Source organism: Myxococcus hansupus (assembly GCF_000280925.3).
GTDB lineage: Bacteria > Myxococcota > Myxococcia > Myxococcales > Myxococcaceae > Myxococcus > Myxococcus hansupus.
In genome coordinates this window covers 2546616-2564017 of the sequence record NZ_CP012109.1, presented here as the reverse complement: position 1 = coordinate 2564017, position 17402 = coordinate 2546616, and the positions used below count along the sequence as shown (strand labels likewise).

General features: G+C 68.0%; 14 protein-coding genes. All 14 read right to left on the bottom strand.

The window, feature by feature from the left end; genetic code table 11:
- Positions 1-6 precede the first annotated feature (6 nt).
- The 14 genes from lpxA to A176_RS10400 all read right to left on the bottom strand — a co-directional run bounded on the left by lpxA (position 7) and on the right by A176_RS10400 (position 17337).
- Positions 7-783: an acyl-ACP--UDP-N-acetylglucosamine O-acyltransferase gene (gene lpxA, locus A176_RS10465; protein WP_002639943.1), complete on the bottom strand. Its 777-nt coding sequence runs from the start codon at positions 781-783 to the stop codon at positions 7-9.
- Positions 784-814: 31 nt separating this feature from the next.
- A complete protein-coding gene (gene fabZ, locus A176_RS10460) occupies positions 815-1276 on the bottom strand; it encodes a 3-hydroxyacyl-ACP dehydratase FabZ (protein ID WP_002639942.1) in 462 nt (153 codons plus the stop codon).
- Positions 1276-2325: a UDP-3-O-(3-hydroxymyristoyl)glucosamine N-acyltransferase gene (gene lpxD / locus A176_RS10455; RefSeq protein ID WP_002639941.1), complete on the bottom strand. Its 1050-nt coding sequence runs from the start codon at positions 2323-2325 to the stop codon at positions 1276-1278. Before lpxD ends, fabZ begins: the two co-directional genes overlap by 1 nt.
- A gap of 33 nt (positions 2326-2358) precedes the next feature.
- A complete protein-coding gene (locus A176_RS10450) occupies positions 2359-2913 on the bottom strand; it encodes an OmpH/Skp family outer membrane protein (protein ID WP_002639940.1) in 555 nt (184 codons plus the stop codon).
- A gap of 107 nt (positions 2914-3020) precedes the next feature.
- Positions 3021-5228, bottom strand: coding sequence for an outer membrane protein assembly factor BamA (gene bamA / locus A176_RS10445; RefSeq protein ID WP_237076913.1), 2208 nt, complete (start codon positions 5226-5228; stop codon positions 3021-3023).
- A gap of 333 nt (positions 5229-5561) precedes the next feature.
- Positions 5562-6236, bottom strand: a complete 675-nt coding sequence (locus A176_RS10440; RefSeq protein WP_002639938.1) for an ABC transporter ATP-binding protein — start codon at positions 6234-6236, stop codon at positions 5562-5564.
- Between the two features lie 2 nt (positions 6237-6238).
- Entirely contained in the window at positions 6239-8605 is a 2367-nt protein-coding gene (locus tag A176_RS10435; RefSeq protein WP_002639937.1) for an ABC transporter permease, read from the bottom strand.
- A 12-nt stretch (positions 8606-8617) separates the two neighbouring features.
- Positions 8618-10171, bottom strand: a complete 1554-nt coding sequence (gene lysS, locus A176_RS10430) for a lysine--tRNA ligase (RefSeq protein ID WP_002639936.1) — start codon at positions 10169-10171, stop codon at positions 8618-8620.
- A gap of 74 nt (positions 10172-10245) precedes the next feature.
- Entirely contained in the window at positions 10246-10587 is a 342-nt protein-coding gene (locus A176_RS10425) for an anti-sigma factor family protein (protein WP_002639935.1), read from the bottom strand.
- Positions 10588-10625: 38 nt separating this feature from the next.
- Complete coding sequence (locus A176_RS10420) at positions 10626-11255, bottom strand: RNA polymerase sigma factor (RefSeq protein WP_002639934.1); 630 nt, start codon at positions 11253-11255, stop codon at positions 10626-10628.
- Between the two features lie 138 nt (positions 11256-11393).
- Positions 11394-12516 (bottom strand): peptide chain release factor 2 gene (prfB, locus tag A176_RS10415; RefSeq protein ID WP_226994274.1). Its coding sequence is split into 2 segments (ribosomal slippage): positions 11394-12446 and positions 12448-12516, totalling 1122 coding nucleotides; the frame shifts between segments, so codons are not numbered across the junction.
- Between the two features lie 19 nt (positions 12517-12535).
- Entirely contained in the window at positions 12536-13858 is a 1323-nt protein-coding gene (locus A176_RS10410; RefSeq protein ID WP_002639932.1) for an Lnb N-terminal periplasmic domain-containing protein, read from the bottom strand.
- Between the two features lie 99 nt (positions 13859-13957).
- Positions 13958-14842, bottom strand: coding sequence for an rRNA maturation RNase YbeY (gene ybeY, locus A176_RS10405; RefSeq protein WP_021781550.1), 885 nt, complete (start codon positions 14840-14842; stop codon positions 13958-13960).
- Positions 14839-17337: an HD family phosphohydrolase gene (locus tag A176_RS10400; protein WP_002639930.1), complete on the bottom strand. Its 2499-nt coding sequence runs from the start codon at positions 17335-17337 to the stop codon at positions 14839-14841. Before A176_RS10400 ends, ybeY begins: the two co-directional genes overlap by 4 nt.
- Positions 17338-17402: the final 65 nt, after the last annotated feature.

The following is a 17402-nucleotide window of genomic DNA, read 5'->3' as shown; positions in this document are numbered from 1 at the left end:
ACGGCGTCAGCGCGTCAGGCCGCGCTTGCTCTGCTGGATGAACTGGATGAGGTGGTCCACCTCGGAGTGGCCCGCCAACTCCGCGCGCAGCCGCACCATGGCCTCCTGGAGCGTCAGCTTCGAGCGGAACAGGATGCGGTGCGCCTCCTTGACGCGCTCGATCTGCTCCTTCGAGAAGCCGTTGCGCTCCAGGCCCACCGTGTTGAGGCCCACCAGCTCCGCCCGGTCACCCTGGGCGGTGGCGTACGGCGGGATGTCCATGGTCACCATCGCGCCGCCGGAGATGAAGGCGTGCTTGCCCAGCCGGGTGAACTGATGCACCGCCGCCAGGCCGCTGATGATGACGTGGTCCTCCATGGTGACGTGGCCCGCCAGCGCGGACCCGTTGCCAATGCGGCAGCCATTGGCCACCACGCAGTCGTGCGCGACGTGGCAGTTGGCCATGAAGAGGTTGCCGCTGCCCACGCGCGTGGCCCCGCCGCCGCCCGCGGTGCCCTTGTGCAGGGAGACGAACTCACGAATCTGGTTGTCGTCGCCGAGCACCAGCTCCGTGTCCTCGCCCGCGTACTTCAGGTCCTGCGGGTCGGCGCCCACCGAAGCGAACTGGAAGATGCGGTTGCGCTCGCCCAGCGTCGTGCGGCCCTCAATGACGACATGCGGCCCCACGCGGGTGCCCGCGCCGAGCGTCACCTGGGGACCGATGACCGAATAGGGACCGACTTCGACTGTTTCGTGGAGCCGGGCGCCGGAATGGACCACCGCGGTCGGATGAACCTGAGCCATGAAGTTTCCTCTTGCTCGCGGGGCGCGCGCGTCAGGGTGCCGCGTTGTCAGCCGCTGCGGCGTCCTTGTCGACGACGGTTGCCAGGAACTCGCCTTCGGAGACGCGTACGCCGTCCACCGTCGCCAGGCCCTTGGTCTTCCAGACGGCGCCCTTGTGACGGATGACCTCGATCTCCAATTGGAGCCGGTCACCCGGCAGCACCGGCTTGCGGAAGCGCGCGCCGTCCACCCCCATCAGGTAGGTGAGCTTGCGCGCCGGATCCATGTTCTCGCTCTTGTACGCGAGGATGGCCGTCGCCTGCGCCAACGCCTCCAGGATGAGCACTCCCGGCATCACCGGGTGCCCCGGGAAGTGGCCGTTGAAGAAGGGCTCGTTGATGGTGACGTTCTTGTAGGCAACCAGCTTCTGGCCCGGGACGATCTCCACCACCCGGTCCACCAGCAGGAACGGGTACCGGTGCGGCAGCAGATTGAGAATCTCTCCGATGTCCATCAAGGCCCCTTTTCCTTCTCGAGCGTCTCGACCCGGCGCCGCAAGGCCCGCACTTCCTTGAGCAGGTCGGCCATCTGACCCGCCGCGGCGCTGGCACGCAGCCACTCCCGGTGGGGAATGGCCGGACTGCCACTCACGACCTGGCCGTCCGGCACGTCGTGCGCCACGCCGGACTGCGCGCCCACCTTGGCCAGGTCACCGACGCGGATGTGGCCCACCACGCCCACCTGCCCCGCCAGCACCACGCCCGTGCCAATCTCCGCCGAGCCCGAGACACCGGCCTGCGCGCAGATGAGCGACAGCGGCCCGACGCGCACGTTGTGGGCGATCTGCACCAGGTTGTCGAGCTTCGAGCCTCGGCCCACGACGGTTTCGCCCACCGTCGCCCGGTCGATGCACGTGCACGCGCCCACCTCGACGTCGTCCTCGATGCGGACGATGCCGACCTGGGGAATCTTGAAGTGCTCCGGCCCCGTCTCGCCTTCCGGGTTGAAAGCGAAGCCGAAGCCGTCCGCCCCCACCACGCTGGAGGCGTGGAGGATGACCCGCGCGCCCACGATGCAGCGCTCGCGCACCGTCACGTTGGGGTACAGGATGCAGTCGTCTCCCACCTCGGCCTGCTCGCCCACGTACGCGCCCGGGTACAGCACCGTGCGCGCGCCCACGCGGCCACCCCGGTCCACCGAGGCGCCAGGCAGCACCACCGCCTCCGGATGCACCGTGGCCTCGGGATGGACCCAGGCCCCCGGACGCACACCGGCGGCGGGACGGGCCGTCGGATGGAACAACTGCAGCAGCTTCGCGTAGGCCAGATGCGGGTTGGCCACCCGCACCAGCGCGACGCCCTCTCGCGGCGGCGCGTCATGGCCCACCAGCACGGCCGAGGCCTTGGAGGTCTCGAACTGGCGGCGGTAGCGCGCGTTTCCGTAGAAGGACACGTCTCCCGGGCCCGCTTCTTCAAGGCCGTTGAGTCCGTGGATGAGCAGTGAGGAATCACCGAGGAGCTCACCACCGACGTGGGCGGCGAGCTCCCCGAGCTGTCGGGGCATGGGAGCGGTCTGCACGAGTAGGGAGTGACGAGGCTACTTCTTCGTCGGGGCGTCCTTGGCCGCCGTCTTCTTCGAGGCGTTGTACGCCCGGATGACCTCGTTGGAGATGTCGTGCACCGAGCGGGCGAACACGATGCCCGAGTCACGGCGCTCCAGCACGAAGCCCAGGTCATCGCGCTCGGCGATGACGGCGATGATGCCGTCGATCTTCTGGATGATCGGCTGCATCTCCTGCTGCTCCTTCGTCGCGGCCTCGGAGCGGCTCTTCTCCCACTTCTGGGCGAGCAGCATGACCTTGCGCTGGAGCTCGGCCTCCTTCTGGGCCTTGTTCTCCGCACTCATCGCGCTGGACTGCTTGTCGAGCGTCTCCTTCTCCGTGCGGAGCGCGTTCTGCTCCTTGTCGATTTCCTTCTGGCGGTCCTCGAGCCACTTCTGGAGGCGGGTCTTGGCGGCCTTTCCATCATCCACCTCCAGCATGACCTTCTGCAGGTCGACGTAGGCGACCTTCACGTCAGCAGCGGAGGCGGCCACCGGAAGGCCGAGCGACAGGGCAGCGGCGGCGGCCGCGATGGTGGTGCGAAGCGACATGTTCAGCGACTCCTCAGGAAGGGTACAGGCTCCGACGTACGCCTATCGGGCTTCTTCAATTCCCTCCGCCCGTGGGGGCGGGCCCCGGACGGCGGGCCAAGGGCTTATCAGAAGAAGTTGCCGATAGTGAACTCGAACAAGATTCTGTCGTCCTCTGGCCGCCTGGTGAGCGGGATGCCCCACTCGAAGCGAAGAGGGCCAATGGGAGAGAACCAGCGGAAGCCGAAGCCGGCGGCATGGAAGAGACCGAGCGGCAGCTTGTCCTGCCGGTCCTCGAAGAAACGCTCGTTGGCGGCAAAAGCGTTACCCGCGTCGTAGAAAACCACGCCGCGCAGACCGGCCTTTTCGAAGATGGGGAATTCCAGTTCGAAGTTGAAGACGAGCTGCTTGTTACCACCCACGCGGAAGTCGGTGATGGTCGCGTCCGGACTGCCGGAGCGCGGAACCTTCACGGACGGGCTGATGCTGCGCAGGAAGTAGCCGCGGACGCTGTTGATGCCGCCCACGTAGTAGAGTTCGGAGATGGGCAGCGGCTTGTTCGAGTCCAACTGCTGGATGTAGCCCACGGTGGCGTTCGTCTTGAAGACGAAGCCCAGCGGCATCGGGAAGTACAAGCGCGAGTACGCCGTGTACCGGTTGTAGAGGAACGTGCCGCCGAGGAAGTCCGGGGCGAACTCCACCGAGCCGAAGTGGATGAAGCCCTTCGACGGGAACAGGCGGTTGTTGCGGCGGTCGAACGACAGCGACACGCGGGCCGCGCTGGTGGTGCCGGACAGGAACTGGTTGGCCAGCAGCACCGCGCCCAGGTTCTGCCCCGCCTCCACGTTGACCCATTCGCGCGAGTAACCAATGGTGCCCAGCAGGTCGTCCACGAACTGGTAGCCGATGGACACCGTGCCACCCGTGGAGCTGCGGATGAAGCCCTCGTAGTCCGCCTGGATGCGGAAGAACTCCGCGGACAGCAGGTAGCGCGTGTCCAGGAAGTACGGGTCATAGAAGGACAACTGCACCAGGGAGCGCAGGCCGGAGATCTGCGCGGACGCAGAGAGGCTCTGGCCCCACCCCAGGAAGTTGTTCTGGGCGATCTGCGCCGTGAAGATGAAGTTCTCCACGTTGGAGAAGCCGAGGCCGACCTGGAAGGTACCGGTGGCCTTCTCCTTCACCTCCACCTGGAGGACGATGGTGTCGTCCGCCGAGCCGGGGCGCTGGGTGATTTCCACCGTCTCGAAGAAGCCCAGCGCGGTGACGCGCTCGCGGCTGCGGCGCACGCCGCCACCGTCGTAGAGCTCGCCTTCATAGACGCGCAGCTCGCGCCGGATGACCTTGTCCCGCGTCTTGCTGTTGCCCACCACGTCGATGCGCTCGATGGTGACCTGGGGGCCCTTCTGGACGTCGAAGGTCAGGTCCACCGTGCGGTTGTCCGCGTTGACGCTGGTGATGGGGTTGATGTTCGCGTAGGCGTAGCCGCGGTCGTAGTAGACGTCCGAGACGGAGAGGATGTCCTCCGACAACTGCGAGCGGTTGAAGCGCTCGCCCGTGGCGGACTTCATCTTCGCCGCCATGGCCGCCTTGGGGACGTCGTCGAGCAGGTCGCCGGCGAAGTCGACCTTCCCGATGTCGTAGGCCTCGCCTTCCGTCACGCGCAGGGTGATGAAGATGAAGCGCTTGTCCGCGGAGAGCTGGACGGTGGGCTTGTCCACCCGGACGTTGATGAAGCCCTTGTCGTAGTAGGCGATCTGGATGACGGCCAGGTCGCGCTGGAAGGCCTCCTCGCGGTAGGTACCCTCGCCAGTGAAGAAGGAGAGGAACCCACCCTCGCGGGTGATCATCGTCTCCTTGAGCTCCGCGGCGGAGACCTTCTCCGCGCCGAGGATGGTGATCTGCTTCACCATCACCTTCGCGCGCTCGTTGATGTTGAACACCACATCCACGTTGGCGCCGCCCTCGACGGGCTTGATCTGGTGGTTGACCTCCGCGAGGAAGTAGCCCTTCTCCACGTACTTCGCCTGGATCTTCTTCACCGTGGAGCGCACCAGCTCCATGTCCAGGATGGTGGAGGGCTTGACGTCGATCTCCTCCTTCAGGTCGTCCTTGCTCAGCTCATCGTTGCCCAGGAGCTGGACGAGCCGGACGGTGGGCCGCTCCTCGACGCGGACGACATAGGCCACGCCGCGGGACATCCGCTGGACGAGCAGCTCCACGTCCTGGAAGTAGCCCAGGGCCCACACCGCGCGCAGGTCCTGCGCGGTCCGGGTGGGGGTGAGCGAGTCGCCCACGCGCGTCCGGAGGGCGCGGCGGATGGCCTCGGCCTCCACGCGGCGGTTGCCCTCGACACGGACCTCGACGACGCGCGTGATGTCCTCGGGGAGACCGGAGCATCCTGGGGGAGTTCGGGCTCGGACGCCGACTCCTGGGTGCCGGCGGGAGTGGCGGGGGCGGCGACCTCGGGTACGAGCGAGGGCGAGACAACACCCCCGTCTTCCTGTGCCAGCGCGGAGCCGGGCACGAGGGACCACATGGCGACCGCCAGCAGCGGGAGCAGTGACTTGCGCGACAGAACGGGGAGCCTCAAGTGGAGACCGGCCAGGAAAAGGCGGGGCAATCTACGGGAAGGTCCCCGAGGCCCTCAATGCAAAATTGCCGGGACATCACGCCTCCGACACCTCCCCCCCGGCCAACCTGAGACGGCGGGGCATGGAGCGGGCAAGCGCCTCGTTGTGCGTGACGACCACGGCGGTGATGCCCTGCTCGCGGTTCACTTCACGCAGGAGCTGGTGGATGCCCTCACCCGTCGTGGGGTCCAGGTTGCCGGTGGGCTCGTCCGCCAGCAACACCGCGGGCTTGAGCACCAACGCGCGCGCCAGGGCCACACGCTGGGCTTCACCACCGGACAACTCCCCTGGACGGTGGTCCACGCGATGTCCCAGCCCGACCCGCTCCAGCAGTTCACGGGCGTACGCGTAGGCCCCCGTGCGCTCCTGTCGCTGAATGAGCGCGGGCATCGCCACGTTCTCCAACGCGGTGAACTCCGGCAGCAGGTAGTGGCTCTGGAAGACGAAGCCGATGGTCCGATTCCGGAACTCGGCGATCTCCGCGTCGTTCATGGAGAACACGGAGCGGCCCTCGAAGAGGACCTCGCCCGCGGCCGGAGCATCCAGCGTGCCCAGCACGTGCAGGAAGGTGCTCTTTCCCGCGCCGGAGGCGCCCACCAGCGAGACCAGCTCTCCCCGCTGGATGTCCAGCGAAACGCCTCGAAGGATGTCGATGCGCTTGCCGTGCAGGAAGTAGCTCTTGAAGACATTGCGGATGGACAACAGCGCCATGGCTACTCCGCCTTCAGGCCTTCCACCGGCTCCACGCTGCTGGCCTTGAGGGCCGGGTAGATGGAGGCGAGGTAGGTGACGAGCACCGCGATGACGACGGCCAGCACGGTCTGCACGGGCTCGATGCGCACCGGCAGCGCCGGGATGTAATAGACGTCCGGGTCCAGCTTGATGCCGACCTTCTCGATGAAGACGCACCACGAGAGGCCGGAAATCAGCCCGAGGAAGCCGCCCGCGACACCAATCTGGAGGCCCTCGGCGAGGAATATCTTCACGATGCCGCCATCGGGGACGCCCAGCGCCTTGAGAACGGAGATCTCCTTCCGCTTTTCCAGCACCAGCATGATGACGGTGGCGACGATGAGGCCCGCGGCCACGATGATGATGATGGAGAGGATGATGCCCATCACCAGCTTCTCCAGGCGCAGCGCGGAGAAGAGGTTCTTGTTCATCTCTCCCCAGTCACGTGCCCGGTAGGGATAGCCGCCCAGCGACTTCACCACCTGCGAGGCGATGCGGCGCGCGTCGTCGATGTCCGCCACCTTGAGTTCGATGCCCGTGGCGCCCTTCACGTTGAAGAAGTCCTGGGCCTCCTTGAGGAGGATGTAGACGAACTTGGAGTCGTACTCGTACATGCCCGAGTAGAAGATGGCCGCCACGCGGAAGGCGCGGCTCTTCGGAATCGGGCCGGACGGCCCCAGCTCGGTGCCCAGCGGGGAGACGACGTTCACCCGGTCTCCCACCACCACGCGCAGCGACGCCGCCAGCTCGCGGCCAATGACGATGCCGGGCAGGACGGGCGGCTTCTTGGGCGTGCCGGAGCGACGGATGATGTCGTCCTCCTCCACCCCGCCCTCCTCCGCGGGCTCCTCGTCCGTCAGGCCCCGGTGGGCGATCTTCTCCGGGGTGTAGAGGATGTCGAGCGAGCCGCCGTGGAGGATGTTGCGCGGCAGGTCCGTCACCTCGCCCACGGTGGCCGGGTCGATGCCCTTGATGATGACGCCGTCCACGTTGCCTTCGGAGGCGATCATCACCTGATTGATGATGAAGGGCGTCTGGCCCACCACGCCGCGCACCTTGCGCACCGAGTCCATGACCTTGGCGTACTCGGGCAGGTCCCCAGCGTACTTGGACACCACCGCGTGCGCGTTGGTGCCCAGGATCTTCTGCTGAAGGTCGGCCTCGAAGCCGCTCATCACCGACAGCACGATGATGAGCGCCATCACGCCCACGCCCACGCCGCCCACGGACAGGGCGGTCATCATCATGGTGGGCGACTGCTCATGCAGCTTGAGCCGGTTGAGGTCGGAAGCGGCAGCCAGCGGGTCCTTGAGGCCCAGCTTGCGGATGCGCGTGCGCTCCACCGCAGCCTCCGCCGAGCGGATGATGAAGTACACGAGCAGCGGCGGGATGATGCCGAACATCAGCACCGCCAGCGTCCCCAGCAGCAACGAGGGACGGAACACCGCCACGTGCCGGCGCGCGACGAAGAGCTCGAAGCCGAGCTTCAGGTCCACGCGGCCGCTGCCCGCGGCGATGAAGCCGGTGTTGACGCCCAGCACCAGCGCCAGCACCAGGAAGGTGAAGACGAGCCAGTACCCCAGCTCCGGGCGGCCAATCAGCCCCGCGACGTACGTCACCTCGCGCAGCCGGTAGCCCAGCGCGAGCTGCAGGCCCGGCAGCCGCTCCATCAGCGTGAGGATGATGGGGATGGGCAGGCCCAGGTACAGCACGCCAATGGTGGCCTCGGGCAGCGACAGGCGCTGCGCGCGCGAGGCGCCGATGAAGCCGGAGATGAACGCCACCATGCCGCCCGCGAGCAGCGCGATGGCGAAGGCGCCGGTGGGCGCCAGCGTCATCCCGCCGCCCTCCTTCGCCGCGCCCGCCAGCTCGGTGGTCGACACCCCGCTGGACAGCAGCGTCTGCAGGAGGATGAGGACGACCTCCGCCAGGAGGATGCCGCCGCCGTAGGCGCCCAGGGTGCTCCAGTAGAAGTCCCGGTAGCGCGCCAGCCGAGGGTACAGCGTGGCGCCCGCGGCGGGGCTCGGCCCTTCGGCGGACGCCGGCGCGCGGCGGACGCCCGCGGCGATCAGTGCCCACCCCGCGAGCCAGACGGCCGCGCCCGCCACCAACACACCGGTGTGCGGAAAAGGCGCGACAGCCTGCTGGGAGACCAGCAGCACCGCGTTCAGGGCCTGGACCAGACCTCCCCAACCCAGCAGGGAGAGCCCCAAAGCGGGGCTGGCCTCGACCCAGGCCTGAGAGGACGTGAGCGCGACCCCGAGCAGGGCGAAGCCCGCAAGGGAGACCAGCGCCCCCACCCAGATGAAGGACCAGCGATAGACGGTCTGCCGTTCGGCGGAGTGCACGCGGCCTCCTGGCTACTTCGCCAGTGGCTTGAGGAGGGGAAACAGGATGACGTCCCGGATGCTCTGCGAATCCGTGAACAACATGGCGAGCCGATCAATCCCGATGCCTTCACCGGCCGTGGGCGGCATGCCGTGTTCCAGGGCGCGGATGTAGTCGTCGTCGTAGTCCATGGTCTCCTGCTGGCCCCGCTGCTTCGCCTCCAGTTGGGCCAGGAAGCGGCCCTTCTGGTCCAGCGGGTCGTTCAGCTCGGAGAAGGCGTTCGCGATTTCCCGGCCCGCCACGTACAGCTCGAAGCGGTCCGTCACGTCCGGGTTCGCGTCATTGCGGCGAGCCAGCGGCGAGACGGCGGTGGGGAAATGGGTGATGAAGGTGGGATGGATGAGCGTGTGCTCGACGTGGTGCTCAAAGAGCGCGCCCACCAGCTCACCATGGTTCATGGTGTCCACGGCGCGCCGCTCGGCCTCCGAGTGGCTCGTCTTGAGCAGCTCGTGGCGCAGCCGGTCCGCGTCCGCCATGTCCTTGTCGGACAGGCCGCTCACCACCTCGCGGATGGCCTCCGTCATGGAGATGCGCTTCCAGCCCTTGCCGAAGTCGAGCACGTGCTCGCCGTACTTCACCTTGGAGTCGCCGGTGACGGCCTGGGCCGCCTCCGAAATCATCTCCTCGGAGAGGTCCATCAGGTCCTCGTACGTGGCGTACGCCTGATAGAACTCCAGCATCGTGAACTCGGGGTTGTGCCGGGTGCTGATGCCTTCGTTGCGGAAGTTGCGGTTGACCTCGTAGACGCGGTCGAACCCGCCCACCACCAGGCGCTTGAGATACAGCTCCGGGGCGATGCGCATGTACAAATCAATGTCGAGCGCGTTGTGGTGCGTGCTGAAGGGCCGCGCCGCCGCGCCGGAGACGAGCGGGTGCATCATCGGCGTCTCGACCTCGACGAAGTCGCGCGTGTCGAGGAAGTTGCGGATGAAGCGGATGAGCTTGTTGCGCCGGAGGAAGGTCTGCTTCACGTCCGGGTTGGACACGAGGTCCAGGTAGCGCTGGCGGTAGCGCATCTCCACGTCCTGCAGGCCGTGCCACTTCTCAGGCAGGGGGCGCAGGGACTTGGTGAGCGGAACGAACTTCGTGGCCGACAGCGTCAGCTCGCCCGTCTTGGAGCGGAAAATCGTGCCCGTGGCCGCGAGGAAGTCGCCCACGTCGCAGAGCTTGAAGGTCTCGTAGGTGTCACCCAGGGCGTCCTTCTTCATGTGGACCTGGATTTCGCCCGAGCGGTCGCGCAGCTTGATGAACGCGGCCTTGCCGAACGAGCGCATGGCCACGACGCGGCCCGCGACGTCGTACGGAGGGGGCGCGGCCTGCTCGATTTCCTCGGCGGTCTGCGCGCTGTGCTTCTCGTGGATTTCGGCGGCCTGGTGCTGAGGACGGTAGCCGTTGCCGTACGGATTGAAGCCGGCGTCACGCCACTTGCCGGCCTTCTCCAGGCGCTGGTCGTAGATTTCCTGTTCCTTCGTCCCGAGGTCGCCCTCGCCCGCACTCTTGTCGCTCTTGTTTTCGGTCTCGGCCATGACGCGCTTTCCCAAAGGCGCGGCACCGTAGCCAAGGCTCCCTCGGGAAGCAACGCAACACATCGGACGGCCGCTCAGGGGGCGGCCATCACCAGGAAGGCGGCCACGGCGGCGGCCAGCAGCAGCGGGATGAGGATTTCCACCGGCAGGCGGTGGTTCATGTGCGCGGTGTGCAGGCCCCGCAGACCGAAGCGGCGCTGGTGGCGCACCCGGTTCATCACCCTGGAGGCGAGCGCGGGCGGCGCCTTCTCACGCTCCACGGCCTGGACCCGCTTCACCACGCTGGCATAGCGCTGCCAACCCTGGCGGCAGTCCTCGCAGCCGTCCAGGTGGGTGCGGACCTCCTGCGCCTGGGGGGCAGGGAGTTCGTCGTCCGCGAGCGCGAGGAACAGCGCCCTCGCCTCTCGATGGTTCATCCGCGGTTCCACGTCCCTCAGTCTGCGATGAATGCCCGTCATGGCTCAAGCCGCCCCAGGAGGTCCGCCAGTTTTTCCCGCGCCCGGTGGAGCCGGCTCTTCACCGTGCCCTCCGGTAGCTCGGTGATGTCGATGATTTCGTCGTAGCTGAGGCCTTCGATGTCGCGCAGCGCCACCAGCATCCGCGCGTCCGGCTCCAGTTGGGAGATGGCCCACTGCACGCGGGCGCGCTCGCGCGCGGACTCCAGCGCGGCATCCGGGCCCGGCGCTGTCCCACCGCCCTCGGAGAAGAGCGCGGTGGCCTCGTCGTACACCTCGGAGCGCCCCCGGCCCCGGCGCTTGAGGTACTTGAGCCGGTTGATGCAGTGGTTGCGGGTGATGCGGAACAGCCAGGTGGACAGCTTGGCGTCCTCGCGGAAGCGGCGGACGTTCTGGTGCACGCTGACGAAGATTTCCTGCACCAGGTCGTGAGCCTCCTCGCGGTCCCCCAGCATGCGGACGCAGAAGTCGTAGAGGCGGTCCTGGTGGGTGCGGACCAGCAGCTCGAAGGCGTCCGGGTCTCCCCTGCGCAGGCGGACGAGCAGCGCGGCGTCCTGACGGCGCGCTTCGGACGCGTCCGCGGCCGCGGCCCCTTCCTGTCCGATTTCGAGCACACCGCCCGACGACACCGCTGGCCTCCCGCGTCAGCCCCTCCGCAGGAGGCGCCACCGTCCCTCAGCCTATCCTGTCCCCTGCCCCGCGGCCCTCGGACAGCAGGGCCGCGGAAAAGGTTCCGGTCGAAGGCGGGAAAGCGCCGGCGTGACGGCTCAGTCCGCGCCGGCGCCGCGGTTGGGGTTCTTCACGCCCAGGAGCTGCGCGGTGACGAACTCCTCCAGGTCCCCGTCTAGCACCGAGTCCACGTTGCCCGTCTCGATGCCGGTGCGCAGGTCCTTGACCATCCGGTACGGCGCCAGCACGTAGGAGCGAATCTGCGAGCCGAAGGAGATGTCCTTCTTCTGCGCCTCGGCGGCGTCGCGCGCGGCCTCTCGCTTCTTCAACTCCAGCTCGTACAGGCGGCCGCGCAGAATCTTGAAGGCCATGTCCTTGTTGGCCGACTGCGAGCGCTCCGTCTGGCAGGTGATGATGATGCCCGTGGGCAGGTGGCGGAGCTGCGCGGTGGAGGACGTCTTGTTCACCTTCTGGCCACCCGCGCCGCCGCCGCGGATGAACTTCAGCTCGATGTCCTTCTCCGGAAGGTCGATCTGAATGGAGTCATCCACCTCCGGGTAGACGTCCACGGACGCGAAGGCCGTCTGGCGCCGCGCGTTGGCGTCGAAGGGGGAGATGCGCACCAGCCGGTGCACGCCGACCTCCGCCTTCAGGTAGCCGTAGGCGAAGTCCCCCTCGATGCGCAGGGAGACGTTCTTGAAGCCCGCCTCTTCGCCCGGCACCTCGTCGCTGATTTCGACCTTCCAGCCCTTGGCCTCGCAGTAGCGCGAGTACATGCGCAGCAGCATGGCCGCCCAGTCCATGGAGTCGGTGCCACCGGCGCCGGCGTTGATGTCCATGAAGCAGCTACTGCGGTCCTGCTCGCCGGAGAGCATGCGCGCCAGCTCCAGCGTGGCGACGTCTCCCTCGAGCCCCGTGAGCGAGCCTTCCGCCTCCTGGGTGGTGGCCTCGTCGTTGGCCTCGGCGGCCAGCTCGAAGAGCACCTGCGCGTCATCCAGGCCGCGCATCACCTTGTCATAGGCACCGACGCTGGCCTCCAGCGTGGACTTCTCCTTGAGCAGGGCCTGCGCCTTGGTGTTGTCGTCCCAGAAGGTGGGCAGCGTGGAGTCGCGTTCAATCAGCGCGATGCGGGACCGCTTGCGGTCGAGGTCAAAGATGCCCCCGGAGCGCCAACACACGCTCCCGGAGGCCGTTGATCTTCTCCATCGAATCGTTCGCCATGGCTTCTTTCCGTGTCCGTTTAAGGAGTCTTCAGCGATGCGACGGCATCCCGCCGTCCCGCTGACGCGCGATCCGCTCCAGGAAAGCGCGCCAGCACCCGGTCCAGTCCGAAAGCGCCCGCCATGCCCAGGGAGATGGGCAGGATGAGCGCGATGAGCCGCCAGTTGTCCTGGTCGAAAGGCGGCAACACCTTGAGCAGCACGCCTAGCACGCCCGAGGCGGCCAGCAGCAGCCACACCTTGGACAGCCGCGCCCGCGCCTTCTGGCTTCCCCACATGACAGCCACGCCGAAGGGCAGCGCCAAGAGCGTCAGCGGGTTGGCCAGGAAAAGGTTCTCGTTGCGGAACGTCACCGAGTGGTCCGTCACCAGGCCCATGATGAAGAGCGCGGTGCCCGGCAGCCCGAGCAGCAGCCCCACCACGGCGTTCTCCAGCCCCAGCAGCATGCGGGCGATGCGGCTGCCACGCTGGCGCTCCCACGCCGCCAGCCCCACCGCCAGGCCGCCCAGCGACAGGCCCAGGGCGAGAATCCACGGGCCCCAGGCGGGAGGCTCCGCCGGCGGGCGCCTGCGGGTGGCGGACTCGTATTGATTCCACTGCTTCGCGACCAGCGACTCCAACTGCCCATCCGGGCCCTTCACCTGGAGCGCGGCCACCTGGGCCTCCAGCTCGTCCGGGAGGAACGCCTCCTCCCACTTCGTGACGGGACGATCGATTTCGTCGTTCATCATGAAGTCGAGCAGCACGCTCATGGGCGCGTTCACCGCGGTGTAGCGCCGGGTGTGCTCGCGCAGCGTCATCCGCCCCGGCGCCCGGTCCGCCTCGCGGAGCTGCCCCCCCACGGCCACATCAATCATGTCCCGCAGCCGGGTGACGCAGTTGTCGTTGTAGTGGTGGTACAGGTACTCGCGGTTCTCCGGCAGCACGTTGTCCGCCAGGCGCTTCGCCACCACGACGCGCTGCTCCGGCGTCAGGTTCAGCTCCTGGACGCGGACATCGCGGTCCTCCGCCTGGTAGTGGCGGAAGGTGCCGCCCACCGACGACTGGCCTACCCAGAACTCCAGGCGGCCCATGGCGAAGCGCGCGAGCATGGCCTCGTCGAACGAGAACATGCCGTAGTTGTAGAGGCGCGACTGCCGCAGCCGCCGGTCCTCCACCACCAACGAGCCATGGCCCCACCACGAGGGCACGTCATCCCCGGGACTGAAGGTCACCAGGAGAATGGACAGGTCCTCGCCCCGGCTCTCCCCCGTGCCCCACGGCGACGTGGAGGCCGCGCGAGCGGGGACCGCCAGCAGCAGCAGGCCAATCAGGAAGGAGGCGATGAGTGACGGGCGGAGCATGGGAGGGTCCAACACGTGGGAGGCGGCCTACCTATCACGCGACATGCCCGGCTCAACGGGCTGGATGCCGGATTGTCCGGCGGGGAGCCGACAGAGGGCCTACATGAGGCTGCGGGCCCGCCGGGCCCGGGCATCCACCTGGAGCGAGTCCGCCACCATGCCCCGCTCCCCCAGAAGCTGCTCCTCCAGGGCCGCCATGCGCTTGGCGTCACGCGGACGCTCATGGTCGTGCCCCAACAGGTGGAGCAGACCGTGCGCCAGGTAGCGCGCCATCTCCGACTCCAGCGTGCGGCCGTACTCCTTGGCCTGACGCTTCGCCGTGTCCAGGGAGATGACCACGTCGCCCAGCGGGCGCGGGCCCGGGGTGCCCTTGGGCAAATCCCCCGCGGGGAAGCTCAGCACGTCCGTGGCCTTGTCCTTCTGCCGCCAGGTGCGGTTGAGGCGGCGGATGGCCCGGTCGTCCACCAGCGACAGCGACAGCTCCACGCCCGCCAGTTCGAGCTGCAGCAGGTAGTCCTTCGCCCACGTGGTCAGCAGGCGCGCGAAGTCCCGGCCCTGGCCGTGCGCCACCTGGATGGTGACGTGGTTGCCTTCCACGCGAGGCTTGGGCGCCTCCATGTGCGCCAGCTCCGGGCGGAAGGCGGGCGCGCACACCGACCAGTAGTCACACGCGCCCTGGCCGTCGTTGCGGTACACCACGCGCTTGCCGCGCGGCACCAGCCCCACCTCGCCCGCGGCGATGCGCTGGCGGCGGCCTTCCACAACCACCGTCAGCTCTCCTGTCAGGACGATGACGACCTCGTCGAACTCGGGCCGCTGCGCGGGCTCGGACCAGCCCGGCGGGGCCAGCATCCTCGCCACCGACGCGGACTCCGTGTGGGTGGTCGCCGCGCCCACGAACTCCTCGATGCGCTTGCCGTCGTCGCGGGGAATCAGCTTCCCCTTGCGCAATCTCACGCTGGTGCCCTTCCGTGCCCCGCTCATGCCCCCCCCGCGTTCCGTGGTTTGTCCTTGGCTTCCACCGCCCGCGGCGCGCCCGCCACCACCAGCGGCGGCGCCTTGCCACCTCCCACGGCGCCCGCCGGATAGGCCGGACGCGTGTGGTAGATGCCCTCGAGCGTGTGCAGGAAGGACTGCGAGATGAGGTTGAGGTCCTTCAGCGTCAGGTCACACTCGTCGAGCTGACCCTCGGAGAAGATGAGGTTGATGATCTTCTGCAACTGCCCCTGGAGCTTGGACGTGGTGGGGTCCGGCATGGCGCGCGTGGACGCCTCCACCGCGTCGGCGATCATCACCAACGCCGCCTCCCGGAACTGCGGCTTCGGCCCCGGGTAGCGGTAGATGCTCTCGTCGATGGGAGGCGCGCCCTCCTTGCCTTCCTGCTCCTTCAGGGCCTTGTGGTAGAAGAAGCCCACCGTCCGGGTGCCGTGGTGCTGCGGAATCGCGTCCGCCACCAGCTTGGGCAACCGGTACTGGCGGGCCATCTCCAGGCCCTCCGTCACGTGGCGCTTGATGATGACCGCGCTCATCGCGGGCGCGAGCGCGTCATGGCGGTTCTCGCCCTTCTGGTTCTCACCGAAGTAGAGCGGATTCCGGCCCTTGCCGATGTCGTGGTAGTACGCACACGAACGCGCCAACAGTGGATTGGCCCCGATGGTCTCCGCCGCGTTCTCCACCAGCGAACCGATGATGATGGAGTGGTGGTAGGTGCCGGGCGCCTGGACGATGAGCTCCTTGAGCGCCGGGTGGTTGAGGTTGGCCAGCTCCAGCAGCTTGATGTCCGACGCGTAGCCGAAGGTGGCCTCGATGAGCGGCGTGAGCGCCATCACCATCACCGGCACCGCCAGGGACGAGCCCACGAAGGCGCTCAGCGCGGTGACGAGCGTGTCGGCCGACAGGCCCTTGCCTTCCACCAGGAAGAGGAAGAGCACCGCCACTAGGTTCACCGCGCCCGTAATCAAGCCCGCGCGGAAGATGCCCACGCGGTCCTTCGCCTTGACGATGCGGTCGGCGGCCACCAGCGAGCCCACCAGCGTGAAGATGCCGAAGGCCAGCGAGTTGCCCAGCATCACACCCGTGAGGCACGCGAAGACGAGCGCGAAGAAGAGCGCCATCTCCTGGGTGAGGATGAAGCGCACCAGCATGGCGCCGGCGGCCACCGGGAAGGCGTAATAGAAGGCCTCGATGGGCAGCGCCGTGTACCGGTCCTGCACCGCGTCCGCGATGGACACCCAGAGCTGCAGCAGGCCCAGCGAGAGCAGCAGGAGCATGCCCAGCAAGACCCCATCCTTGCGGGTGGGCCGGAAGCGGCGGAAGGCGGCGCTGCAGAAGAAGTACGACGCCACGATGAGCAGGCCCACCAGGCCGGTGCCGCCCACCTGGAGCTGCACCAGGTCCAGGCGGTCCGTCTCCGCGCGCATGCCCCGCAGGATGACGAGGTGCGACTCGTTGACGAGTTCGCCGTCGCCGATGACGCGCTGGCCCTTCTTGATGGAGATGACGGCGTCCTTCACCGCCTGCGCGGCCTGGTTCCGGCGCGCATCCGTCTCCGCGATGTTGATGGTCAGGTTGGGACGCACCAGCCGCTGGGCCATCCGCAGGATGGCGCGGCGCTGGATGCCCGGCGCGTCCGGCATCAGGTTGCCGGGGACGGAGGCGAAGCGCTCCATCTCCTGGTGCGCCTCGGCGACGTCCATCACCTGGGCGGAGCCGCCCGACAGCGTCTCCTCCGCCTTGTTCACCACGTCCCGGACGGTGAGCCCCTGGTGCGCCTCGCGAACCAGCTCCTCCCGCAGGCCCGCGACGTACACCGGCCCGCGCTCGGAGCGGTAGGCCCGCTCCAGCACCAGCAGCATGGCCGTCTCCGCCTCCAGGGAGAACCTGGTGGCGTACAGCGCCTGGAAGTCCTCTGACTCCAGCACCGCGTCCCGCTTGCCGAAGAAGCGCTCCTGGAGCTCCGCGCGCATCTTCTCGCGGGTGCCACGCTCCAACTCCACCATCTCCGGTGAGGCGGCGGCCTTGCGTTTGCGGTTGCCCTCGCGCTCCTCGGGCTCCGCGTCCGACTGGGCCTCCGCCAGGGTGTCCAGGTGCGTGCGCATGGACGCGAAGGCGGAGCTCACCGTCCCGCGAAGCTGCCCCAGCACGGCGGGATTCAAGTCATAGACGGGCCGGACGGCGGCGCGCGCATCCTGGCGGCGCTGCTGCGTCATGGCCCGGTGGACGACCTCATAGTCCCGGGCGGCCTTGAAGCCCGCCGGAGAGCTCGCCCGGAACGGCTTGCCCAGGTTCTCCTCGGAGAGGGCCGGAATCTGCTGGCTGTAGAGCCCGGGGGAGATGATGAAGCCCGCGCCCACCGAGACGGCGAGCAGCAGGAGGACCTGGACGGCGCGCCGCCCCCAGACGCCATTGTCCAGGCCGAGGCGTTCGGCGAGCGCGTCCAGTGGACTGCGCCCGGGGGGCTGCGTTTCCGGTTCGGCCATGGGGGTCCTCACCCTAGATAAGGCGTCGCGGATCCTTCAAGGACGCAGCGCCTGGGAATATTCGC